This is a genomic window from Streptomyces sp. NRRL S-37, from assembly GCF_000721605.1.
In the GTDB taxonomy this organism is placed as follows: Bacteria; Actinomycetota; Actinomycetes; order Streptomycetales; family Streptomycetaceae; genus Streptomyces.
On sequence record NZ_JOIZ01000019.1, the window covers coordinates 89204 to 111505 of the forward strand.

Annotated in this window: 22 protein-coding genes; 14 read left to right on the plus strand and 8 right to left on the minus strand. The window is 72.6% G+C overall.

Annotated features, from left to right (window positions below; genetic code table 11):
* The first annotated feature begins 73 nt into the window (after nucleotides 1–73).
* The 6 genes from IH50_RS0126125 (at nucleotide 74) to IH50_RS0126150 (ending at nucleotide 7219) form a co-directional block, all read left to right on the plus strand.
* Nucleotides 74–1483, plus strand: coding sequence for a CitMHS family transporter (locus IH50_RS0126125; RefSeq protein WP_030867112.1), 1410 nt, complete (start codon nucleotides 74–76; stop codon nucleotides 1481–1483).
* 39 nt (nucleotides 1484–1522) lie between these two features.
* On the plus strand, nucleotides 1523–2752 hold the full coding sequence (locus IH50_RS0126130) for an MFS transporter (RefSeq protein ID WP_030867115.1): 1230 nt from the start codon (nucleotides 1523–1525) through the stop codon (nucleotides 2750–2752).
* A gap of 111 nt (nucleotides 2753–2863) precedes the next feature.
* Entirely contained in the window at nucleotides 2864–3061 is a 198-nt protein-coding gene (locus IH50_RS0126135) for a hypothetical protein (RefSeq protein WP_030867118.1), read from the plus strand.
* A gap of 215 nt (nucleotides 3062–3276) precedes the next feature.
* Nucleotides 3277–4617, plus strand: a complete 1341-nt coding sequence (locus IH50_RS0126140) for an ABC transporter ATP-binding protein (protein ID WP_030867121.1) — start codon at nucleotides 3277–3279, stop codon at nucleotides 4615–4617.
* A gap of 111 nt (nucleotides 4618–4728) precedes the next feature.
* Nucleotides 4729–6117 carry an aldehyde dehydrogenase family protein gene (locus IH50_RS0126145; RefSeq protein WP_030867123.1) on the plus strand — a complete coding sequence of 463 codons (1389 nt, stop codon included), beginning with the start codon at nucleotides 4729–4731 and terminating at the stop codon, nucleotides 6115–6117.
* Between the two features lie 16 nt (nucleotides 6118–6133).
* On the plus strand, nucleotides 6134–7219 hold the full coding sequence (locus tag IH50_RS0126150; protein WP_030867127.1) for a Zn-dependent alcohol dehydrogenase: 1086 nt from the start codon (nucleotides 6134–6136) through the stop codon (nucleotides 7217–7219).
* On the opposite strand, the gene IH50_RS0126155 is transcribed toward IH50_RS0126150, so the two are convergent.
* The 3 genes from IH50_RS0126155 to IH50_RS0126165 form a co-directional block, all read right to left on the minus strand.
* The gene (locus IH50_RS0126155) at nucleotides 7216–8160 is read right to left on the minus strand and encodes a DMT family transporter (protein ID WP_420709128.1); all 945 of its coding nucleotides are present in this window, start codon (nucleotides 8158–8160) and stop codon (nucleotides 7216–7218) included. The two genes, IH50_RS0126150 and IH50_RS0126155, sit on opposite strands and share 4 nt — an antisense overlap.
* Nucleotides 8161–8226: 66 nt before the next feature.
* A complete protein-coding gene (locus tag IH50_RS0126160) occupies nucleotides 8227–8937 on the minus strand; it encodes an ArsR/SmtB family transcription factor (RefSeq protein ID WP_037872979.1) in 711 nt (236 codons plus the stop codon).
* A 242-nt stretch (nucleotides 8938–9179) separates the two neighbouring features.
* Nucleotides 9180–9821: a TetR/AcrR family transcriptional regulator gene (locus tag IH50_RS0126165; RefSeq protein ID WP_030867137.1), complete on the minus strand. Its 642-nt coding sequence runs from the start codon at nucleotides 9819–9821 to the stop codon at nucleotides 9180–9182.
* An 88-nt stretch (nucleotides 9822–9909) separates the two neighbouring features.
* Between IH50_RS0126165 and IH50_RS0126170 the strand changes: the two genes are divergently transcribed.
* From IH50_RS0126170 to IH50_RS0126180, 3 genes are all read left to right on the plus strand, one after another.
* On the plus strand, nucleotides 9910–11061 hold the full coding sequence (locus IH50_RS0126170; RefSeq protein ID WP_030867140.1) for an acyl-CoA dehydrogenase family protein: 1152 nt from the start codon (nucleotides 9910–9912) through the stop codon (nucleotides 11059–11061).
* A 60-nt stretch (nucleotides 11062–11121) separates the two neighbouring features.
* The gene (locus IH50_RS0126175) at nucleotides 11122–11409 is read left to right on the plus strand and encodes a YiaA/YiaB family inner membrane protein (RefSeq protein ID WP_030867144.1); all 288 of its coding nucleotides are present in this window, start codon (nucleotides 11122–11124) and stop codon (nucleotides 11407–11409) included.
* A 71-nt stretch (nucleotides 11410–11480) separates the two neighbouring features.
* Nucleotides 11481–12125: a TetR/AcrR family transcriptional regulator gene (locus IH50_RS0126180; RefSeq protein ID WP_030867147.1), complete on the plus strand. Its 645-nt coding sequence runs from the start codon at nucleotides 11481–11483 to the stop codon at nucleotides 12123–12125.
* On the opposite strand, the gene IH50_RS0126185 is transcribed toward IH50_RS0126180, so the two are convergent.
* On the minus strand, nucleotides 12116–12577 hold the full coding sequence (locus tag IH50_RS0126185; protein WP_030867150.1) for a MaoC family dehydratase: 462 nt from the start codon (nucleotides 12575–12577) through the stop codon (nucleotides 12116–12118). The genes IH50_RS0126180 and IH50_RS0126185 overlap by 10 nt on opposite strands.
* Before the next feature lie 131 nt (nucleotides 12578–12708).
* On the opposite strand from IH50_RS0126185, the gene soxR reads away from it, so the two are divergent.
* Nucleotides 12709–13191, plus strand: coding sequence for a redox-sensitive transcriptional activator SoxR (gene soxR, locus IH50_RS0126190; protein WP_030867153.1), 483 nt, complete (start codon nucleotides 12709–12711; stop codon nucleotides 13189–13191).
* A gap of 106 nt (nucleotides 13192–13297) precedes the next feature.
* Here the strand turns inward: soxR and IH50_RS0126195 are convergent, their stop codons facing one another.
* Nucleotides 13298–13900 (minus strand): hypothetical protein, encoded by a 603-nt coding sequence (locus IH50_RS0126195; protein ID WP_030867158.1) that lies wholly within the window; start codon nucleotides 13898–13900, stop codon nucleotides 13298–13300.
* 358 nt (nucleotides 13901–14258) lie between these two features.
* Nucleotides 14259–15509, minus strand: a complete 1251-nt coding sequence (locus IH50_RS0126200) for an exo-beta-N-acetylmuramidase NamZ domain-containing protein (RefSeq protein ID WP_030867160.1) — start codon at nucleotides 15507–15509, stop codon at nucleotides 14259–14261.
* A 167-nt stretch (nucleotides 15510–15676) separates the two neighbouring features.
* Between IH50_RS0126200 and IH50_RS0126205 the strand changes: the two genes are divergently transcribed.
* The 3 genes from IH50_RS0126205 to IH50_RS0126215 are packed head-to-tail and all read left to right on the plus strand — an operon-like array spanning nucleotide 15677 to nucleotide 18733.
* Nucleotides 15677–16450 carry an SDR family oxidoreductase gene (locus IH50_RS0126205; protein WP_030867165.1) on the plus strand — a complete coding sequence of 258 codons (774 nt, stop codon included), beginning with the start codon at nucleotides 15677–15679 and terminating at the stop codon, nucleotides 16448–16450.
* Nucleotides 16447–18111, plus strand: coding sequence for a class I adenylate-forming enzyme family protein (locus tag IH50_RS0126210; protein WP_030867167.1), 1665 nt, complete (start codon nucleotides 16447–16449; stop codon nucleotides 18109–18111). The genes IH50_RS0126205 and IH50_RS0126210 overlap by 4 nt, the downstream gene beginning before the upstream one ends.
* A 28-nt stretch (nucleotides 18112–18139) precedes the next feature.
* Nucleotides 18140–18733: a TetR/AcrR family transcriptional regulator gene (locus tag IH50_RS0126215; protein ID WP_030867170.1), complete on the plus strand. Its 594-nt coding sequence runs from the start codon at nucleotides 18140–18142 to the stop codon at nucleotides 18731–18733.
* Nucleotides 18734–18796: 63 nt separating this feature from the next.
* Here the strand turns inward: IH50_RS0126215 and IH50_RS0126220 are convergent, their stop codons facing one another.
* Together IH50_RS0126220 and IH50_RS0126225 are read right to left on the minus strand one after the other, a co-directional pair.
* Nucleotides 18797–20011, minus strand: a complete 1215-nt coding sequence (locus IH50_RS0126220) for an acyl-CoA dehydrogenase family protein (protein WP_030867173.1) — start codon at nucleotides 20009–20011, stop codon at nucleotides 18797–18799.
* Nucleotides 20012–20017: 6 nt separating this feature from the next.
* Nucleotides 20018–21040: a phosphotransferase family protein gene (locus IH50_RS0126225; RefSeq protein WP_030867175.1), complete on the minus strand. Its 1023-nt coding sequence runs from the start codon at nucleotides 21038–21040 to the stop codon at nucleotides 20018–20020.
* A 197-nt stretch (nucleotides 21041–21237) separates the two neighbouring features.
* On the opposite strand from IH50_RS0126225, the gene IH50_RS0126230 reads away from it, so the two are divergent.
* Nucleotides 21238–22167, plus strand: coding sequence for an NADP-dependent oxidoreductase (locus IH50_RS0126230; protein WP_030867179.1), 930 nt, complete (start codon nucleotides 21238–21240; stop codon nucleotides 22165–22167).
* The last annotated feature ends 135 nt before the right edge of the window (nucleotides 22168–22302 follow it).

Here is a 22302-nt window from a genome sequence, read left to right on the forward strand (position 1 = left end):
GCTTTACGGAACCTAACGTCGACGCACCGCCGGCCCTGGTGGGAGTTCAAGGGCGAACGTTAGGTGTCCACTCATGCTGACCATCCTCGGCTTCGTCATGATCGCGACCTTCCTGGTCCTGATCATGCTGAAGAAGATGTCGCCGATCGCGGCGCTCGTGCTGATCCCCGCGCTGTTCTGCGTGTTCGTCGGCAAGGGCGCCCACCTCGGTGACTACGTCATCGACGGCGTGTCCAGCCTCGCGCCCACCGCGGCGATGCTCATGTTCGCGATCGTCTACTTCGGTGTGATGATCGACGTCGGGCTCTTCGACCCGATCGTCCGCGGCATCCTCCGCTTCTGCAAGGCGGACCCGATGCGGATCGTCGTCGGCACCGCACTGCTCGCCGCGATCGTGTCCCTGGACGGCGACGGCTCCACCACCTTCATGATCACCGTCTCGGCGATGTATCCGCTGTACAAGCGCCTGAAGATGAGCCTGGTCGTGATGACCGGCGTCGCCGCCATGGCCAACGGCGTGATGAACACCCTCCCCTGGGGCGGCCCCACGGCCCGCGCGGCGACCGCGCTCAAGCTCGACGCCGGCGACATCTTCGTCCCGATGATCCCCGCCCTGCTGGTCGGCCTGCTGGGCGTCGTCGTCCTCGCCTACGTGCTCGGTCTGCGCGAGCGCAGGCGGCTGGGCGTGCTGACGCTGGACGAGGCGCTGGTGAAGGAGAACGCCGAGGAGACGGAGACGGTCCTCGTCGGCGCGGGCGGCGGCTCCGGTTCCGGTTCCGGTTCGGGGAAGCACACCACCGCGACCGGTGGTACCGACGCCGACGCGGAGGACGACGACGACTTCCAGGGCCTCGACCCGAACCGCCCCACCCTGCGCCCCAGGCTGTACTGGTTCAACGCGCTGCTCACGGTCGCCCTGCTCACCTCCATGATCATGGAGTTGCTGCCGATCCCGGTGCTGTTCCTGCTCGGCGCCGCCCTCGCGCTCTCCGTCAACTTCCCGCACATCCCCGACCAGAAGGCCCGGCTCGCGGCCCACGCCGACAACGTCCTCAACGTCTCCGGCATGGTCTTCGCCGCCGCCGTCTTCACCGGCGTCCTCCAGGGCACCGGCATGGTCGACCACATGGCCGAGTGGATGGTGGACGTCATCCCCGAGGGCATGGGCCCGCACATGGCCCTGGTCACCGGCGTGCTCAGCCTGCCCCTCACCTACTTCATGTCCAACGACGGCTTCTACTTCGGCGTCCTGCCCGTCCTCGCCGAAGCCGGCGCCGCGCACGGCGTCTCCCCGCTGGAGATGGCCCGCGCCTCCCTCGTCGGCCAGCCGCTGCACATGTCCAGCCCGCTCGTCCCCGCCGTGTACGTCCTGGTCGGCATGGCCAAGGTCGAGTTCGGCGACCACACCCGGTTCGTGGTGAAGTGGGCGGCCCTGATCTGCCTGCTGATCCTCGCGGCCGGAATCCTGTTCGGCATCATCTGAACCGGACACCCGGACCACTCTGTCAGGAAGGACCCGATCATGGCGCCCGGCGGGAACCGCGGCTGGCTGCTCCGCCTCGTCATCGCCTTCGGCTTCGCGCAGGGGGCGGTGTCGATGGCCCGGCCCGCCGTCTCCTACCGGGCGCTCGCGCTGGGCGCGGACGAGCGGGCGGTCGGTGTGATCGCGGGCGTGTACGCGCTGCTGCCGCTGTTCGCCGCCGTACCGCTCGGCCGGCGCACCGACCACGGCCGCTGCGCGCCCCTGCTCCCGGCCGGCGTGGTGCTCATCTCCGGCGGCTGCGCGCTGAGCGGCCTCGCCGGATCGCTGGGGACGATGGCCCTGTGGAGCGGGGTGATGGGCCTCGGCCACCTCTGCTTCGTCATCGGCGCGCAGTCCCTCGTCGCCCGTCAGTCCGCGCCGCACGAACAGGACCGCAACTTCGGCCACTTCACCATCGGCGCCTCGCTCGGCCAGCTGGTCGGCCCCATCGCGGCGGGCGCGCTGATCGGCGCGGACATGGCCCGGACCAGCGCGCTCGCCCTGCTGGCGGCGGGAGCGGGCGGCGCCGTCGCGCTCACCTCGCTGTGGCGCATAGAGCGGCCCGGGGACCTGAAACCCCGTACGGGGCAGGGCGCACGGGTGCCCGTACGAGGCATCCTGCGCGCCCGTGGCGTCCCCGCGGGCATCCTCATCAGCCTGGCCGTGCTGTCCGCGACCGACATCCTCACCGCCTACCTCCCGGTGGTCGGCGAGCACCGGGGCATCGACCCGGCCGTCATCGGCCTGCTGCTCAGCCTCCGCGCGGCGGCCACCATCGCCTGCCGGCTGGTCCTCACCCCGCTGCTGCGCCTGCTCGGCCGCACGGTGCTGCTGACGGTGACCTGCCTGCTGGCGGCACTGCTGTGCGCGGGCCTCGCGCTGCCGCTGCCGGTCTGGGCGCTGGCCCTGGTCCTGGCCGTCCTCGGCTTCTGCCTGGGCGTCGGTCAGCCGCTGTCCATGACGACGGTCGTCCAGGCCGCCCCCGCCGAGGCCCGCTCCACCGCCCTCGCCCTGCGCCTCACCGGCAACCGCCTGGGCCAGGTCGCCGCGCCCGCGGCGGCGGGCCTGATCGCGGGGGTCGCGGGCGTGGCGGCCCCGTTCGTGATGCTGGGCGCGCTGCTGTTCCTGGCTTCGGGCGTCGCCCTGCGCACCCCGTCCCGGCCGGCGGAGGACCCGCCGTCCCCCCGGAAGGACACCGGGGCCCGCCCCCGGCGCCGTACGGCTCGCTAGCCGGTGCCCGGCGGGCGCGTCCGCACTGGCAGGATGGCGCGATCGCACATGCCGCCCATCGAGAGGCGGGCCCGTGCGCACATGTGCCGTGCACACACAGAGGGGGACCACATGTTTCTGCTCGTCCTGTCCGTTGTCCTCGTTCTCGTCGTCGGAGGATGCGTCTGCGTCGTCTGGGCGACCCGGGGCGGTCCGCGCTGGGTCCGCGGAGTGGCGAGGGCGACCCTGGCGGCGGGCGAACTGCTCCGGTCGAGCCGTTCGAGCGGCCGCTCGGGAAGCGGCGACGACGGGAGCAGTGGAGACGACTGACGCGGAACACCGGTCACCCCGGAGGGCCAGGACGTCCGCTGAATCCGGACGTCCGCTTTCTCACCTGCTGGACCGGAGCGCCCCGATCCCGCCCGGCATCTTCCCCCGGCCGCTACTTTCCGTTAGCTTCCGTGACCCATACGCCCCGTGCGACCCGTGCGGGGCGTTCCGAACGCGGAGCGCCAGCGCCCAGATCCGCCCCCGGGGGCACCCTCATGACACGCGCCATCTCCCTGCACGACGTGAGCAAGGCATACACGCGAGACGTCCGCGTGGTGGACCGGCTGTCGCTGGACATCGCGCCCGGTGAGTTCCTCGTCCTGCTCGGCCCCTCCGGCTGCGGCAAGTCCACCGTGCTCCGGATGATCGCCGGACTGGAGGAGATCGACGAGGGCCGGCTGTTCCTCGACGGCGAGTACGGCAACGAACTGCCGCCCTCCGACCGGGACATGGCGATGGTGTTCCAGAACTTCGCCCTGTACCCGAGCATGACCGGCCGCGACAACATCGGCTTCCCGCTCCGCATCGAGTCCCCCGGCGCCGACCCGGCCCCGCGCGTGGACGCCACCGCCCGCATGCTCGGCATCGAGGACCTCCTCGACCGCTTCCCCGCCCAGCTCTCCGGCGGGGAACGCCAGCGCGTCGCCATGGGCCGGGCCATCGCCCGTCACCCCTCCGCCTTCCTGATGGACGAGCCGCTGTCCAATCTCGACGCCAAGCTCCGCAACCGGCTGCGCGCCGAGATCTCCCAGCTCACCCGGGAGTTGGGCGTCACCACCGTCTACGTCACCCACGACCAGTCCGAGGCCATGTCGCTCGGCGATCGCGTCGCCGTGCTGCGTGGCGGCGTCCTCCAGCAGGTCGGCACCCCGCGCACCGTGTACGGGCTGCCGAGCAACGTCTTCGTCGCCGCGTTCGTCGGCACCCCGCGCATCAATCTGCTGCGCGGCCTGGTGCGCGCCCCGCTCGACGGGGCGATGACCATCAGCCTCGGCAAGCAGTTCCTGCGGCTGCCCGAACCGCTCTCCCTGGACCACCAGTTGCTGCGGGTGCAGCAGGGCCGCGAGGTCATCGTGGGCCTGCGCTCGGAGGCCGTACGGATCGCCAAGCCGTCCGCCGCGCGGACCGGCGAGGTGGCGCTCACCGGCCTGGTGGAGCACCTGGAGTTCCAGGGCCACGAGGTCCTCGTGCACTTCGACACCGGCTCCCGTCCCGCCGTCGTCCCCGACCTGGAGGCCCCGCGCCCGCGGCCCGAGCGCCCGGCCCGGCGCCGCCGCCGCGAGGGCACGGTCCTGCACCGGCTGCGGGAACGCGCCGGGGCGCTGCGCGCCGGCCCGGTGGCGACGCTGGACCGCTCCGGACGGCCGGACCAGGTCCCCGCCTCCGCCGAGCCCCGCGTCCCCGGCGACCTCATCGTCCGCACCACCCCCGACATCCGCCTCCGGCACGGCATGCAGGTGCCGCTCCTGGTCGACCTCGCCCATCTCTTCGTCTTCGACCAGCAGGGCGAGCGGATCTGCCCGAATCCGGCACGGCTGCCCGACCTGGAGGAGTGAAGTGACACGGTCGTGAGGAGACCTCTGGCGCGGGAAAACTAACATCGCTAGTTTAGGAGCTCGCACGAACTGAGCGGTCGGACACCGACGCCCCGCCCCGGAGGAAGCGCGATGAAGGCACACGACGGCATGTACATCGACGGCGCCTGGCGCCCCGCCGCCGGCCCGGACGTGATCGAGGTGGTGAACCCGGCCGACGAACAGGTGATCGCCACCGTCCCCGCGGGCACCGTGGAGGACGTCGACGCCGCCGTGCGCGCCGCCCGCGCCGCCCTCCCCGCCTGGGCCGCCACCCCGCCCGCCGAGCGCGCCGCCCGGCTGGCCGCGCTGCGGGACGTGCTCGTGGCCCGGCAGGACGAGATCGCCCGGACGGTGACCGCCGAACTCGGCTCACCCCTCAAGCTCTCGCAGGCGGTCCACGCGGGCGTGCCGATCGCCGTGGCCGGCTCGTACGCCGAGCTGGCGGCGACGTACGCCTTCGAGGAGAAGGCGGGCAACTCGACGGTGTTCCACGAGCCCGTCGGCGTGGTCGGCGCGATCACCCCCTGGAACTACCCGCTCCACCAGATCGTCGCCAAGACCGCCCCCGCCCTCGCGGCCGGCTGCACCATCGTGGTCAAGCCCGCCGAGGACACCCCGCTGGTCGCCCGGCTGTTCGCCGAGGCCGTGCACGAGGCAGGGATCCCGGCGGGCGTGTTCAACCTCGTCACCGGTCTCGGCCCGGTGGCCGGGCAGGCCCTCGCCGAGCACCCGGGCGTCGACCTGGTCTCCTTCACCGGCTCCACCGCCGTCGGCCGCCGCATCGGCGCCATCGCCTCGGGCATGGTGAAGAAGGTCGCCCTGGAACTCGGCGGCAAGTCCGCCAACGTCATCCTGCCCAGCGCCGACCTGGCCCGCGCGGTCAACGTCGGCGTCGCCAACGTCATGTCCAACTCCGGCCAGACGTGCAGTGCCTGGACCCGCATGCTGGTCCACCACGACCGGTACGACGAGGCCGTGGAGCTCGCCGCGGCCGCCGCCGCAAAGTACGGCGACCGCATCGGCCCGCTCGTCAACGCCAAGCAGCAAGAACGCGTACGCGGGTACATCGCCAAGGGTGTCGCCGAGGGCGCCCGGCTGGTCGCGGGCGGCCCCGACTCCCCGCACGAGAAGGGCTACCACGTCAGCCCCACGGTCTTCGCCGACGTCACCCCGGAAATGACCATCGCCCAGGAGGAGATCTTCGGCCCCGTCCTGTCGGTCCTGCGCTACGACGACGAGGACGACGCCCTGCGCATCGCCAACGGCACCGTCTACGGCCTGGCCGGCGCGGTCTGGGCCGGCGACGAGGCGGAGGCGGTGGCCTTCGCCCGCCGCATGGAGACCGGCCAGGTCGACATCAACGGCGGCCGCTTCAACCCACTGGCCCCCTTCGGCGGTTACAAGCAGTCCGGTGTGGGCCGCGAACTCGGCGCCCACGGCCTGACCGAGTACCTGCAGACCAAGTCCCTCCAGTTCTAGGGGAGTCGAATCCACCATGGCCGTACGAGCCGCCGTTCTGCCCGCCGTCGGTGCCCCGCTGGAGATCACCGGGATCGACCTGCCCGACCCCGGCCCCGGCCGGGTCCGCGTCCGGCTCGCCGCCGCCGGGGTCTGCCACTCCGACCTGTCCCTGTCCGACGGCACCATGCGCCTGCCCGTCCCGGCCGTCCTCGGCCACGAGGGCGCCGGCACGGTCGTCGCCGTCGGCGAGGGCGTCACCCGGGTCGCGCCCGGTGACGGCGTGGTCCTCAACTGGGCGCCCTCCTGCGGCACCTGCCCCGCCTGCGCGCGCGGCGAGGTCTGGCTGTGCGCGGGCGCCCTGGCCGGCGCCGCCGAGGTGCACGCCCGCCGCGCCGACGACGGCACCGACCTGTACCCGGGGCTGAACGTGGCCGCGTTCGCCGAGGAGACGGTGGTGCCCGTCTCCTGTGCGCTGCCCGCCCCGGACGGCGTCCCGCTCACCGACGCCGCCCTGCTGGGCTGCGCGGTGCTCACCGGCTACGGCGCCGTCCACCACTCCGCGCGGGTGCGCCCGGGGGAGACCGTCGCGGTGTTCGGCGTCGGGGGAGTGGGCCTCGCCGCCCTCCAGGCGGCCCGGATCGCGGGCGCCTCCACGATCATCGCGGTCGACGTCTCCCCGGAGAAGGAGGAACTCGCGCGGTCCGCGGGCGCCACCGACTACCTCGTCGCCTCCGACACCACCCCCCGGCAGATCCGCGCCCTCACCGGCAAGGAGGGCGTGGACGTGGCCGTCGAGTGCGTCGGCCGCGCGGTCACCATCCGCACCGCCTGGGAATCCACCCGGCGCGGCGGACGCACCACGGTCGTCGGCATCGGCGGCAAGGACCAGCAGGTCACCTTCAACGCCCTGGAGATCTTCCACTGGGGCCGCACCCTCTCCGGCTGCGTCTACGGCAACTCCGACCCGGCCCGCGACCTGCCGGTCCTCGCCGAACACGTCCGAGCCGGCCGTCTCGACCTGAAAGCCCTGGTCACCGGACACATCGCCCTGGACGACATCCCGGCCGCCTTCGACACCATGCTGGCCGGCAAGGGCGGACGGGCACTGGTGGTGTTCTAGCGCGGCTCGCGGGCGGTCTCCTCCCGGGCGACCGGGACCGCGGCCGCCCGTGCCGAGGCCCTCGACCGGGACCGTGACACCGCCACGCCCGCGAGGCACAGGACACCGCCCACCAGGGTGAGCGGGCCCGGCACCTCGCCGAGCGCCAGCCACGACATCAGCACGACCAGCGCGGGCACCGCGTACGTGGTCGCGCCCATCCGGCTCGCGGTCGTACGGGCCAGGGCGTAGGCCCAGGTGGTGAAGGCGAGGGCGGTCGGGAAGACGCCCAGGTAGACCATGTTGAGCGTGGCGGTGACCGGAGCCTCGGCGGCCTCCCGCACGAGCTGCCCGGCGAACGGCAGACAGGCCACCGCCCCCACCAGGCACCCGTACGTCGTCACCTGCAGCGGGCTCGCCGCACCCAGCGCCGGCTTCTGCGCGACCACCCCGGCCGCGTACGCCACGGCCGCCAGCAGGCACAGCGCCACGCCGAGCACCGACGACCCGCCCTCGCCGGACATCGACAGCCCCACGGTCACCGCGCCGGCGAACGACACGGCCATCCCCGCCAGCAGCCTCGGCGGCATCGAGTCCCCGAGCAGCCGGGTGCCGAGCAGGGCGATGAGGATCGGCCCGATGTTCACCACCAGCGCGGCCGTACCGGCGTCGACCTGCTGCTCGCCCCAGTTGAGGGCCACCATGTAGAACCCGAACCAGAGCAGCCCCGATATCAGGATCCCCCGCCAGGCCGCCCGGGGCGGGAGCCCTTCCCGCCGCAGCAGACAGAACACGCCCAGCGTCAGCGCCCCGGCCAGCAGCCGCCCGAGCGCGAGCGCCCCTGGTGAGTACGCGGCTCCCGCACTGCGGATGGACACGAAGGCGGAGGCCCACAGCACGACGGTGACACCGGCGGCGCAGGCCGCGAGCATCCGGTCGGAACGGGGGGTGGGGACGTGCATCATGCTCCCGAGGCTAGGAGGAGGTCAGGGTGGGACGCTCGCGGATTCCGGACGGGGGCTTACCGGTCAGCGGAGGGCTTCCGCGTCGATCCCCAGCAGTTCGGAGAGCGCGCGTTCGCCCGCCTCCGTCACCTTCACCGCCCGCTCGGAGCCGATGCGCACGCACCACCCCGTCTCCAGGGCGTGCCGGCACAGGGCGGCGCCCGCCACTCCGGCGAGATGGGGGCGGCGTTCGGTCCAGTCGAGGCAGGCGCGGGCCAGCGGGCGCCGGCCGCGGCGGCCGAGGCCGATGCCCGCCGTACCGAACCAGCGCAGTCCCGCGTCGGTGAGAGAGAACCCGGTCTCCTGGACCAGCAGTCCCCGCGCGGTGAAGGCGTCCGTGACGGCGATGCCGAGCCGTCCGGCGAGATGGTCGTAGCAGGTGCGTCCGCGGGCCATGGCCGACCCGGCGCCCGCCTGCCGCAGCGTGCGCGGGCGTTCGGCGGCGTCCGGAGCCACCTGCGCGGCCAGGTCCTCCACCAGGTGCGCGACCCGCGCGTCGGCCAGCCGTACGTACCGGTGCCGCCCCTGCCGTTCCTCGGCCAGCAGCCCGCCCGCGACCAGCTTGCCCAGGTGCTCGCTCAGCGTGGACGCGGCCACCCCGGCGTGCCGGGCCAGCTCGCCCGCGGTCCAGGCCCGCCCGTCCATCAGCGCCAGCAGGCATGCGGCGCGCGTCTCGTCGGCGGCCAGCGCGGCGAGCCGCGCGAGACCGGCCGCCCGGGGGTCCTTGGTGGTCATGCCCCCCAGCATGCGGCACGGACACTTCGGCCCTCACCGAAGCGTCCGGGGTCCCCGGAGGGGCGCGGGGAACTGCGCGACCAGCCACGAAGGCACCCTGAAGGGGCGCGGGGAACTGCGCGACCGGCCACGAAGGCGCCCTGAAGGGGCGCGGGGAACTGCGCGACCAGCCACGACGGCGCCGCGGACGATCGACGGCACAGGCACAGGCACAGGCACATCACCGCACCCCCGCGGAGCGCTCAGGCGCCGGCCCGCACCTGCTCGTACTGCAGCGCCAGCCCGTCCAGCAGCGCCCTCAGCCCCGCCTCGAAGGCCCGCTCGTCGATCTTCTCCTGCTGCTCGGCGAGGAGGTGGGCCTGTCCGAGGTGCGGGTAGTCGGCGGGGTCGTAGGCGCTGGCGTCGTCCACGAAGCCGCCGGCGAACGAGCCGAGCGCGGAGCCCATGATGAAGTACCGCATCAGCGCGCCGATGGAGGTGGCCTGCGCGGGCGGCCAGCCGGCCTCGACCATCGCGCCGTAGACCGCGTCGGCCAGCCGCAGCGCGGCCGGACGGCGGCCCGGACCGCGGGCCAGGACCGGCACGATGTTCGGGTGGTCGCGCAGCGCGGCCCGGTAGGAGACCGCCCAGTCGTGCAGCGCGGTCCGCCACTCCCGGCCGTCCTCGAACATCGACAGGTCGACCAGCGCGCTCACCGAGTCGGCGACCGCCTCCAGGATCTCGTCCTTGGTGCGGAAGTGGTTGTAGAGCGAGGGCCCGCTCACCCCCAGTTCCGCGGCGAGCCGGCGCGTGGAGACGGCCGCGAGGCCCTCCGCGTCCACCAGCGCACGGGCCGTACCGACGATCCGGTCGGTGCTCAGCAAGGGCTTGCGCGGTCGGGCCATGGCGCACATAGTAGGGCTGCACCTGGAAACTAGCAGTGCTAATTTAAATGCGTACGTGTCGCATGGATCTCACATGGGGTGACTCGGTATGAACCTGGAGCTCAGCGAGGAGCAGGAGGCCGTCCGCCGGCTCGCCCGGGACTTCGTGGAGCGCGAGGTCGTGCCCCACGCCACCGCCTGGGACCGCGCCGAGGAGGTCGACCGCGGCATCGTGAAGAAGCTCGGCGAGGTCGGCTTCCTGGGGCTGACGATCGACGAGGAGTACGGCGGCAGCGGCGGCGACCACCTCGCGTACTGCCTGGTCACCGAGGAGCTGGGTCGCGGCGACTCCTCCGTGCGCGGCATCGTCTCGGTCTCCCTCGGCCTGGTCGCCAAGACGATCGCCGCCTGGGGGAGCGAGGAGCAGAAGCACGCCTGGCTGCCGGGGCTCACCTCCGGGGAGTACGTCGGCTGCTTCGGCCTCACCGAGCCCGGCACGGGGTCGGACGCCGGCAACCTCACCACCCGCGCGGTCCGCGACGGGGACGACTACGTCGTCAACGGCACCAAGATGTTCATCACCAACGGCACCTGGGCCGACGTCGTCCTGCTCTTCGCCCGCTCCACCGACGCCCCCGGCCACCAGGGCGTCTCCGCCTTCCTCGTCCCCACCGACACCCCCGGCCTGACCCGCCGCCCCGTCCACGGCAAGCTGGGCCTGCGCGGCCAGGCCACCGCCGAACTGGTCCTCGAGGACGTGCGCGTGCCCGCCTCCGCGATGCTGGGCGAGGAGGGCAAGGGCTTCTCGGTCGCCATGTCCGCCCTCGCCAAGGGCCGCATGTCGGTCGCGGCCGGCTGTGTCGGCATAGCGCAGGCCGCCCTGGACGCGGCCGTGCGCTACGCGGGGGAGCGGGAGCAGTTCGGCAAGCCCATCGCCCGTCACCAGCTCGTCCAGGAGCTGATCAGCGACATCGCCGTGGACGTCGACGCGGCCCGGCTGCTCACCTGGCGGGTCGCCGACCTGATCGACCGGGGCAAGCCCTTCGCCGTCGAGTCCTCCAAGGCCAAGCTCTTCGCCTCGGAGGCCGCCGTCCGCGCCGCCAACAACGCCCTGCAGGTCTTCGGCGGCTACGGCTACATCGACGAGTACCCGGCCGGAAAACTCCTGCGCGACGCCCGCGTGATGACCCTCTACGAGGGCACCAGCCAGATCCAGAAGCTGGTCATCGGCCGCGCCCTGACCGGGGTCTCGGCCTTCTGAGTACATGCCTGAGTAGCCGAGCGGATGTGGCCGCGGCCACATCCGCCGATCCTTTTCCCCATGAGCGACACACCGGTCAAGCAGCAGAGCACGGCCGCCTTCTACGGCCAGGCCGTCGCGTCCTTCGGAGTGGCCATGGGCGCCACCGCGGTCGGCATCTTCAACCTCGAGGCCGACGCCTGGGTCCGCGCCTTCCTGGGCATCGCGGTCCTGTACCTCGTCACCTCCGCCTTCACCCTGGCCAAGGTCATCCGCGACCGCCAGGAGGCCGGGCAGATCGTCAACCGGGTCGACCAGGCCCGCCTGGAGAAGATGCTCTCCGAGTACGACCCGCTGCAGAAGCTGTGACGACGGGCGCGCTAAGCGAGCGCTCACCCTTGCCGGTATGGTGGTGTCCCTGCCAGCGAATGAGGTGAGCGATGAGTACGGCGGAGGAGTCGGCCGGCGCCGAGGCGCAACCGTGGGGTGAGGTCACGCCCGACGCGGCCCGGCGATTGCTGCTCGCCGCCGTGGAGGCGTTCGCGGAGCGCGGCTACCACGCCACGACGACCCGCGACATCGCGGGCCGCGCCGGGATGAGCCCGGCCGCGCTCTACATCCACTACAAGACCAAGGAAGAGCTGCTCCACCGCATCAGCAGGATCGGCCACCAGAAGGCCGTCGAGATCCTGCGCACGGCGGCCCGCGCCGAGGGCACCCCCGGTGAGCGGCTCGCCGAGGCGGTCAGCTCCTTCGTCCGCTGGCACGCGGGCGGCCGGACCACCGCCAGGGTCGTGCAGTACGAACTCGACTCGCTCGGCCCCGACGCCCGCGCCGAGATCCTCGGACTGCGCCGGCAGGTCGACGCCGAGGTGCGCGGGATCATCGAGGAGGGCGTGCGCTCCGGCGAGTTCGACGTCATCGACGTCCAGGGGACCACGCTCGCCGTGCTCTCCCTGTGCATCGACGTGGCCCGCTGGTTCAACGTCGACGGTCCCCGCACCCCCGAGGAGGTCGGCGCGCTCTACGCCGACCTCGTGCTCAGGATGGTCGGGGCCCGGGGGGCCGGCCCCGCTCAGAGGTAGTAGCGGGCCACCGACTCGGCGACGCACACCGGCTTGTCGCCGCCCTCGCGCTCCACGGTGAACGCCGTGGCCACCTGGACACCGCCCGGCACCTCGTCGACGGCGGTGATCGTCGCGGTCGCGCGCACCCGCGAGCCGACCGGGACCGGGGCGGGGAAGCGCACCTTGTTGGTGCCGTAGTTGACGCCCATCTTCACGCCCTCGACGGAGATCAGCTGCGGGCCGAACAGCGGCAGCAGCGACAGCGTCAGATAGCCGTGCGCGATGGTCGTCCCGAACGGCCCCGCCGCGGCCTTCTCCGGGTCGACGTGGATCCACTGGTGGTCCCCGGTGGCCTCGGCGAACAGGTCGATCCGCTTCTGGTCGACCTCCAGCCAGTCGGTGTACCCCAGCTGTTCGCCCACCGCCGCCTTCAGGTCGTCGACGGACGTGAAGATCCTCGGCTCTGCCATGTCCCGGCCTCTCGCGTCGCGGAGTCGCAGCGCATCGGTGTGCGCATGCCTAAGCAACTGCTTAGCATGGTGTGCCGGACGTCCCCTGTCAACGACGGCCGGCCGCCGGACGGGTGGGTAGGGTTCGGGGAGTGCCCCAGATACCCGAGAAGATCCACGAGCTCACGGTCGGCCAGCTCTCCGCCCGCAGCGGCGCCGCCGTCTCGGCCCTGCGCTTCTACGAGGCCAAGGGCCTGATCGGCAGTCGCCGCACCTCGGGCAATCAGCGCCGCTACAGCCGTGACACCCTGCGCCGGGTCGCCTTCATCCGCGCCGCCCAGCGTGTCGGCATCCCGCTCGCCACGATCCGCGAGGCGCTCGCCGAGCTGCCCGAGGGGCGCACGCCCACCCGGGACGACTGGGCGCACCTCTCCGAGGCGTGGCGCTCGGAGCTGGACGAACGCATCAGGCAGCTCAACCGCCTGCGTGACCACCTCACGGACTGCATCGGCTGCGGCTGCCTCTCACTGGAGAGCTGCGTCCTGTCCAACCCGAACGACATCTCGGGCGACCGCCTGACAGGCTCCCGCCTGCTCCCCGAACACCCCCCACACCCCCGCCCCGCCACCCCCTGACTGCCGCAGCCGCGGTGCGTCGCCGGGCGCCCCGGGGCACATCCGCCCGCAGCCGCGGCACGTCGCCACTCCTCAGGCCCCCGCAGCCGCGGCACGTCGCCACTCCTCAGGCCGACACCAGCAGCCTCGCCCGACGCGCGTCCGCCAGGGCCGCCGGGGTGAGCACGGGACGCGGCACCAGGATCCCGCAGTCCGTGCAGACCGGCCCCGTCGACGGCTCGTGATCCAGGTCGAAGCGCCACATGAGCCGTTCCCCCCGGCACACGGGGCAGACCGTACCCGGCTCGCGCTCCAGCGCGGCTATCAGCCGCCGCAGCACCTCGGCCAGCGGCTCGCGCGGATGCACCCGCGGATCGTCGCACCAGGCCACACCGAAACCGCCCCAGGTCAGCCGGTGCCAGTCGTCCACACTGCCCGGCCTGCGCAGCCCGTCGTGCTTCTCCTTCCTGCGGCGGTCGGCGAACTCCACCTCATAGGCCAGCCAGACCGCCCGGGCCTCCTCCAGCTCGTCCAGTGCGGCCACGAGCCGCGCCGGGTCGACGGAGCGGTCCTCGGGATCGAACCCGGCCCGCGCACACAGATGGTCCCAGGTCGCCCGGTGCCCGTAGGGAGCGAACCGCTCAAGGCACTTGCGCAGCGAATAGCGCCGCAGCGCCAGATCGCACCGGGGATCTCGGACCTGTCTCGCCAGACTCCGGAAACCGGCCATCGTCCTGCACCTCCGTCACACCTGCACCTGTAATCCGGTCACTTCGGCGTCGTCGAACGGACGTCGCCGAATAGACGTATCGACACGCGAATCGGCTCCATCCTTTTTTCGATGGCCCCCATCAGCCGGCCGCGGGGACTCACGGGGCAACTCCCGTGATCCCTGCTTCAGTTGTGGTCGTTCACGGGGATACCGACGGTAACCCGCTCCGTGCCCTCCCCGCGGGGAGCGGCCGCTCCTCGTCAGCCTGAGAACTCCCGGGAACTTCCACGGGTTCCTGAAGACCCCGCCGATATGCACGCCCGGCGCAAAACGGCGGCGGGCCGCCGCCCGCCGCCGTCCCGTACCGCCCCCGCTCTCAGCGGTACAGCAGGTACTCCCGCCGTGTCCTTTGGAACCCCGCCAGCTCCTCCTGCCAGCCGGCCACCACCTCGTCCGTGTCCGCGCCCGCGTCGATCATGGTGCGTACGCGCGCGGAGCCGGTGAGCTTGTCGATCCAGTGGTCCGGGCGCCAGGCGAAACCGCTCCACGACCGCTTGGCGGTGATCAGCAGCCCGATTCCCGTCCGCACCGGGTCGAACGCCTCCCGGTCGTGCACGTGCACCTGGACACCCCCGACGGTCCTCCCCTGGAACTTGGAGAACACCGGCGCGAAGTACGCCTCCCGGAAGCGCACGCCCGCGAGCCCCAGCGCGTTCGCCTCCTCCGCCCAGCGCCCGTCGATCCCCTCCGCCCCCAGCAGTTCGAACGGCCGGGTGGTCCCGCGCCCCTCCGACAGGTTCGTCCCCTCGAACAGGCACGTCCCCGCGTACACCAGCGCCGTCTCGGGCGTCGGCATGTTCGGGCTCGGCGGCACCCACGGCAGCCCGGAGGCGTCGTAGAAGTCCGACCGCCGCCAGCCCGACATCGGCACGGTCTCCAGCGGCACCGGCGCCGTCAGGAACTCCCCGTTGAACAGCAGCGCCAGCTCCGCCACCGTCATCCCGTGCGCCTGCGAGATGGGCTGCCGCCCGACGAACGTCGCGAACTCCTCGTGCAGCACCGGACCCAGCGCGGCCCGCCCGGTCACCGGGTTCGGCCGGTCCAGGACGACGAACCGCCTGCCCGCGAGCGCGGCGGCCTCCATGCAGTCGAACAGCGTCCAGATGTACGTGTAGAACCGCGCGCCCACGTCCTGGATGTCGAAGACGACCGTGTCCACGCCGGACGCGGTGAAGACGTCGGCGAGCGCCTGCCCGCTCTTCAGGTACGTGTCGTAGACCGGCAGGCCGGTCGCCGGATCGTCGTAGCGGCCCTCCGAGCCGCCCGCCTGGGCGGTGCCCCGGAAGCCGTGCTCGGGGCCGAAGACGGCGGCCAGGTCCACCCGGTCGTCGGCGTGCATCACGTCGACGATGTGCCGCGCGTCCCGGGTGACACCCGTCGGGTTGGTGACCACGCCCACGCGCCGCCCGTCGAGCAGCCCGTAGCCGTCCGCGGCGAGCCGTTCGAACCCGGTGCGCAGCCCCCGGCCGCCCCCGCGCCCCGGCCCGGAAGCGGCGGCGGCCGGCGCGGCGGAGACCGCGACCGCGGCCGTGGTGGTGGCCAGCAGGCTCCGTCTGGACAGCTTCATGCGGTGACCTCCGTGATCGTGGCGGGTGTCATGCGCACGCACGCTAGCGCGCCCGGCCGTTCCGGGGAACGAACCGGACCGGCCCCGCGCGGGACACCCCTTCCACCGGGCATACCGACCGGTTAGTCTGACGCCGGAACCGCTGGGAGCCGCGTCGAAGGAGACCGATGGTGCAAGCCGTGCAGGGTGCGAAGGTGGTCGTCACGGGAGCCGGGGGCGGCATCGGGGCGGCACTCGCCCGCCGCTTCGCCGCTCAGGGGGCGAAGGTCGTCGTCAACGACCTGGACGCCGACCGCGCGAAGGCCGTCGCCCAGGAGATCGGCGGCCTGGCCGTCGTGGGCGACGCCTCCTCGACCGTCGCCGAGGCCCGCGACGCACTCGGCGGCACCGTCGACGTGTACTGCGCCAACGCGGGCGTCGGCCGCGACGGCGGGGAGCCCGGCGCACCGCTCGACGAGCAGGGCTGGGCGCTCTCCTGGGACGTCAACGTCATGGCGCACGTCCGCGCGGCGCACGCGCTGCTCCCGGACTGGCTGGAGCGCGGCAGCGGCCGCTTCGTCTCCACCGTCTCCGCCGCCGGACTGCTCACCATGATCGGCACCGCCCCCTACAGCGTCACCAAGCACGGCGCCTACGCCTTCGCCGAGTGGCTGTCGCTGACGTACCGGCACCGCGGGGTGAAGGTCCACGCGATCTGCCCGCAGGGCGTGCGCACCGACATGCTCGATGCCAGCGGCAGCGCGGGCGACCTCGTCCTCAAACCGACCGCGATCGAACCGGAGGACGTGGCCGACGCCCTCTTCCGGGGCATCGAGGAGGACCGCTTCCTGATCCTGCCGCACCCCGAGGTCGCCGAGTACTACCGGGCCCGCGCCACCGAGCCGGACCGCTGGCTGGCCGGCATGAACCGCCTCCAGCAGCAGTGGGAGGCGAACCGGTGACCGCCTCCCGCTACGCCGCCCAGCCCTGGCTGGCCCTCCTCACCGACGCCCAGCGCGCCCCCGTCGACCCCGCCGCCTCCCTGGTGCACGCCCTGCGCCGCGCGGTCGCCGAGACCCCCGACCGCGCCTTCCTCGCCTACTTCGACGGCCGCCTCACCTACCGCGAGGCCGACGAGCTCAGCGACTCCCTCGCCGGCCGGCTCGCCGCGCGCGGACTGGAGCGCGGCGACCGGGTGGCGATCCTGCTGCAGAACTCCCCGCACTTCGTCCTCGCCCTGCTCGGCGCCTGGAAGGCGGGCGCGGTCGTCGTGCCCGTCAACCCGATGTACAAGTCGGGCGAGGTGACACACGTCCTGCGGGACGCCGGCGCGGCCGCGCTGATCTGCTCCGACCGGGCCTGGGAGTCGTACCTGCGCGACACGGCCGCCGACTCGCCGGTGCGGATCGTGCTCACCGGCTGCGAGCTGGACTTCCAGACCCGCGGCGACACGCGCGTGCTCACCTTCGAACGGCTCCCGCAGGCCCCGGACGCCGACGACCTCACCACCGTCGCCCGCCAGGGACACCCGGCCCCGAAGGACCGCGACCCCGCCCCCGGCGACACCGCGCTGATCAGCTACACCTCCGGCACCAGCGGCACCCCCAAGGGCGCCACCAACACGCACCGCAACATCATGTACAACGCCGAGCGGCAGCGCACCGGGCTCGGCCTGCCCGAGGCACCCGTCTACTTCGCCCTCGCGCCCCTGTTCCACATCACCGGGATGGTCTGCCAGCTCGGCGCCTGCCTCAACAGCGCGGGCACCCTCGTCCTGGCCTACCGCTTCGAGGCCGGCGTCGTCCTCGACGCCTTCGCCGAGCACCGGCCGCACTACACCGTCGGCCCGTCCACCGCCTTCATGGCGCTGGCCGCCCACCCCGACGTGAGCCGCGACCACTTCTCCTCCTTCCGGGTGATCTCCTCCGGCGGCGCCCCGCTGCCGCCCGCCCTGGTGGAGAAGTTCCGCGCCGGCTTCGGGCCCTACATCCGCAACGGCTACGGGCTCACCGAGTGCACCGCCCCCTGCGCCTCCGTCCCGCCGCACCTGGAAGCACCCGTCGACGAGGCCTCCGGCACGCTCGCCGTCGGCGTACCGGGCCCCGACACCGTCGTACGGATCGTCGACGACCGGGGCGAGGAGCTGCCCTTCGGCGAGCAGGGCGAGATCGTCGTACGCGGACCGCAGGTCGTGCCCGGCTACTGGCAGCGGCCCGACGCCACCGCCGAGACCTTCCCCGACGGCGAGCTGCGCACCGGCGACATCGGCTTCGTGGACCCCGAGGGCTGGCTGTACGTCGTCGACCGCAAGAAGGACATGATCAACGCGTCCGGCTTCAAGGTGTGGCCGCGCGAGGTCGAGGACGTCCTCTACACCCACCCCGCGGTGCGCGAGGCCGCCGTCGTCGGCGTCCCCGACGGCTACCGCGGGGAGACCGTCAAGGCCTTCATCAGCCTGCGCCCCGGCGCCGAGACGGACCCGGCCGCACTCGCCGCGTACTGCAAGGAGAGACTGGCCGCCTACAAGTATCCGCGCCAGGTGGAGATCCTGCCGGACCTGCCGAAGACGGCCAGTGGGAAGATCCTCCGGCGGGAACTGCGTTCCCTGACTCACGACGACTAGCAGCGACACGGAAAGGCGGGTGGCGGCAGTGCCCAGGACGACGGACGGTGACGGGACTCCTGTGCCGCAGCGGCTCCTGGCCGCCGCCACCCGGCTCTTCGCCGAGCGGGGCTACGACCGCACCTCGGTGCAGGAGATCGTCGAGGCGGCAGGCGTCACCAAGGGGGCGCTCTACCACTACTTCGGCTCCAAGGACGACCTGCTGCACGAGGTGTACGCGCGCGTGCTGCGCCTCCAGCAGGAACGCCTGGACCAGTTCGCGAACGCCGACGAGCCGGTCGAGAAGCGGCTGCGCGGCGCGGCGGCGGACGTCGTCGTCACCACGATCGAGAACCTCGACGACGCGTCGATCTTCTTCCGCTCCATGCACCACCTCAGCCCGGAGAAGAACAAGCAGGTGCGCGCCGAGCGCCGCCGCTACCACGAACGCTTCCGCGCGCTGATCGAGGAGGGACAGCGCGAGGGCGTCTTCTCCACGGCGACCCCGGCCGACCTGGTGGTCGACTACCACTTCGGCTCCGTGCACCACCTGTCCACCTGGTACCGCCCCGACGGCCCGCTCAGCCCCCAGGAGGTCGCCGACCACCTGGCGGACCTGCTGCTGCGCGCCCTGCGCCCCTGAGAACACCCCACACGGTGTGTGGCCCGCCGGCAGTACCGGCGGGCCACACACCGTTCCTCGGAACTACAGGTACTTCTTCAGCTCCCGGCGGGCCAGCGACCGCTGGTGCACCTCGTCCGGGCCGTCGGCGATCATCAGCGTGCGGGCGCCGGCGTACAGCTCGGCCAGCGGGAAGTCCTGGCTGACGCCGCCCGCGCCGTAGAGCTGGATCGCCCGGTCGAGGATGCCGACGACCGTGCGCGGGGTGGCGATCTTGATGGCCTGGATCTCCGTGTGGGCGCCCCGGTTGCCGACGGTGTCCATCATCCAGGCCGTCTTCAGCACCAGCAGCCGAAGCTGCTCGACGGCCACGCGCGCGTCGGCGATCCAGTTCTGCACCACGCCCTGCCGCGCCAGCGCCTTGCCGAAGGCGTCCCGCGACACCGCGCGGCGGCACATCAGCTCGATGGCCCGCTCGGCCATGCCGATCAGCCGCATGCAGTGGTGGATCCGGCCGGGACCGAGCCGGGCCTGCGCGATGGCGAAGCCGCCGCCCTCCTCGCCGATCAGATTCGACACCGGCACGCGCGCGTGGTCGAAGACCACCTCGGCGTGACCGCCGTGGTAGTGGTCCTCATAGCCGAACACCCGCATGGCGCGCTTGACGGTCACGCCCGGCGTGTCGCGCGGGACGAGGACCATGGACTGCTGGCGGCGGATGTCCGCCCCGTCCGGGTCGGTCTTCCCCATCACGATGAAGATCGCGCAGTCCGGGTGCATCGCCCCGGAGATGTACCACTTGCGGCCGGTGATGACGTACTCGTCGCCGTCCCGCTCGATGTGCGTGGTGATGTTGGTGGCGTCGGAGGAGGCCACGTCCGGCTCGGTCATCGCGAACGCCGAGCGGATCTCACCGGCCAGCAGCGGCCGGAGCCACTGCTTCTTCTGCGCCTCGTCGCCGAACTGCGCCAGCACCTCCATGTTCCCGGTGTCGGGCGCCGCGCAGTTGGTGACGGTCGGCGCGATCTGCGGGGAGCGGCCCATGATCTCGGCGAGCGGCGCGTACTGGAGATTGGTGAGCCCGGCACCGTGCTCGGAGTCGGGCAGGAACAGGTTCCACAGCCCCTGCCGGCGCGCCTCGGCCTTCAGCTCCTCCACCACGGGGACGTTCTCCCACGGCGAGTCCAGCCCGGCCCGCTGCTCGTGGGCGACCGCCTCGGCCGGGTACACGTACTCGTCCATGAAGGCGAGCAGCCTGGCGCGCAGCTCCTCGGTGCGCGCGTCGAACGCGAAGTCCATGGTCGGTCAGCCTTCCTGAAGAGTGGTCAGTCCGTGCCGGATGAAGACCGGGACCAGATCACCGATGCGGTCGAAGCCGCGCCCGACCGTCCGGCCCAGGGTGTAGCGGTAGTGGATGCCCTCCAGGATCACGGCGAGCTTGAACCAGGCGAACGCCGTGTACCAGGACACCGCGGAGACGTCGCGCCCCGACCGCGCGGCGTACCGCTCGATCAGCTCGGCCGGCGTGGGGTGCCCGGGCGCCTCGGCGGTCGTGGAGACGGGGGAGTCCGGCATGCCCAGCGGCATGCTGTACATCACCAGCAGCCCCAGGTCCGTCAGCGGATCGCCGAGCGTGGACATCTCCCAGTCCAGGACGGCCCTGATCTCGTCGTGCTCGCCGATCAGCACGTTGTCGAGGCGGTAGTCGCCGTGCACCACGGCCGGCGCGGGGGAGACGGGCAGCGAGCGGCCGAGCGCCGCGTGCAGCTCGTCGATCCCGGCCAGCTCCCGGTTGCGGGAGGCGTCGAGCTGCTTGCCCCAGCGCCGCAGCTGCCGGTCCAGGAACCCCTCGGGCCGGCCGAAGTCCGCGAGCCCCACCTCGCCGGGCTCCACGGCGTGCAGCTCGACCAGCGTGTCGACCAGATTCAGCACCGCGCCCCGGGTGCGCTCGGCACCGAGCGGGGCGAGCTGGCCGGCCGTCCGGTACGGAGTGCCCTCGACGAAGTCCATGACGTAGAACGGCGCCCCGAGCACCTCCTCGTCCTCGCACAGCAGCACGGTGCGCGGCACCGGCACGGCGGTCGGGTGCAGCGCGCTGATCACCCGGTGCTCGCGCTTCATGTCGTGCGCGGTGGCCAGCACATGGCCGAGCGGGGGACGCCGGACGACCCACTTCGAGGTGCCGTCGGAGACCGCGTACGTGAGGTTCGACCTGCCACCCTCGATCAGCCGGCCGGTGAGCGGGCCGTTCACCAGGCCGGGCTGCTCCCGTTCGAGCAGGCCGCGCAGCCGGTCGAGATCGAGTCCGGGCGGGTGGTCGGGGCTCATCGTCGCTCCTACGGGCAGGAAACAGTACCCGCCTTATGATGCCGACCGGTCGGTATGCCGTCCAGAGCGGCGATCGAACGTGATCGGGGCCACGATAGGCGCTCGTGACTCCCGGGCCTCGCCCGGCCACCACGCGAACGGCGTATATCGGCCCATTCGGCTTGCGCCGTACGCGCGGAGCCCGGAGGGTCGGACTCATGAAGGCGATCAGCTACTCACGGTACGGCGGCCCCGAAGTGCTGGAACTAGGGGAGGCCGACGACCCCAGGGTCGGCCCCGACTCGGTCCTGGTGCGGGTGCGGGCGGCGGCCGTCAACCCGGTCGACTGGAAGTGCCGCGAGGGCTATCTCGACCCGGTCCTCCAGCCGGTGTTCCCGGTCATTCCCGGCTGGGACGTCTCGGGCGTGGTCGTCCAGCCGGGTCCCGCCGTACCGGAGTTCGCCGTCGGCGACGAGGTCATCGGCTATGTGCGCGAGGACGTCCTCTCGCGCGGCACCTTCGCCGAGTACGTGGCCGCCCCGGTCCGCGCCCTCGCGCGCAAGCCGCGCGCCCTGTCCTTCGAGGAGGCGGCCGGCCTCCCGCTCGCGGGGCTCACCGCGTACCAGGTGCTGCACCGCGTCCTGGAGGTCAAGCGGGGCGAGACCGTCCTGGTGCACGCCGCGGCCGGCGGTGTCGGGTCCATCGCCGTCCAGCTCGCCGCCCACCTCGGCGCCCGGGTCATCGGTACGGCGAGCGAGCGCAACCACGACTTCGTGCGCGGACTGGGCGGGGAGCCGGTGACCTACGGCGAGGGCCTGGCCGAACGGGTACGGGGACTGGCGCCCGAGGGCGTGGACGCGGTGTTCGACTCGGTGGGCGGCGACGCCCTCAAATCCTCCGCGAACCTGCTGGCCCCCGAGGGCCGCCTGGCCTCGATCACCGACCCCGAGGTGGTGAGCTACGGCGGCCGCTACTGGTTCGTCCGCCCCGACCCCCGGGACCTCCAGCACCTCTCCGACCTGGCGGACCAGGGCACGGTCACCGTCCACGTCTCGGAGACCTTCCCCCTGGAACGTGCGGCGGACGCCCACCGCCTGAACCAGGAGGGCCGCACCAGGGGCAAGATCGTGGTGACGGTGAGCGCATAGCATCGCCCGGCACTGAACAGCCCGCCTGGGGCACTGAACAGCCCGTCCGGCGTTTGAGGACAAGGGGGTCTGGGGCGCAGCCCCAGGGGCGGGAAGGGAAGGGGCGGCGGGGGCGAAAAAACCACCGAGCCTCAC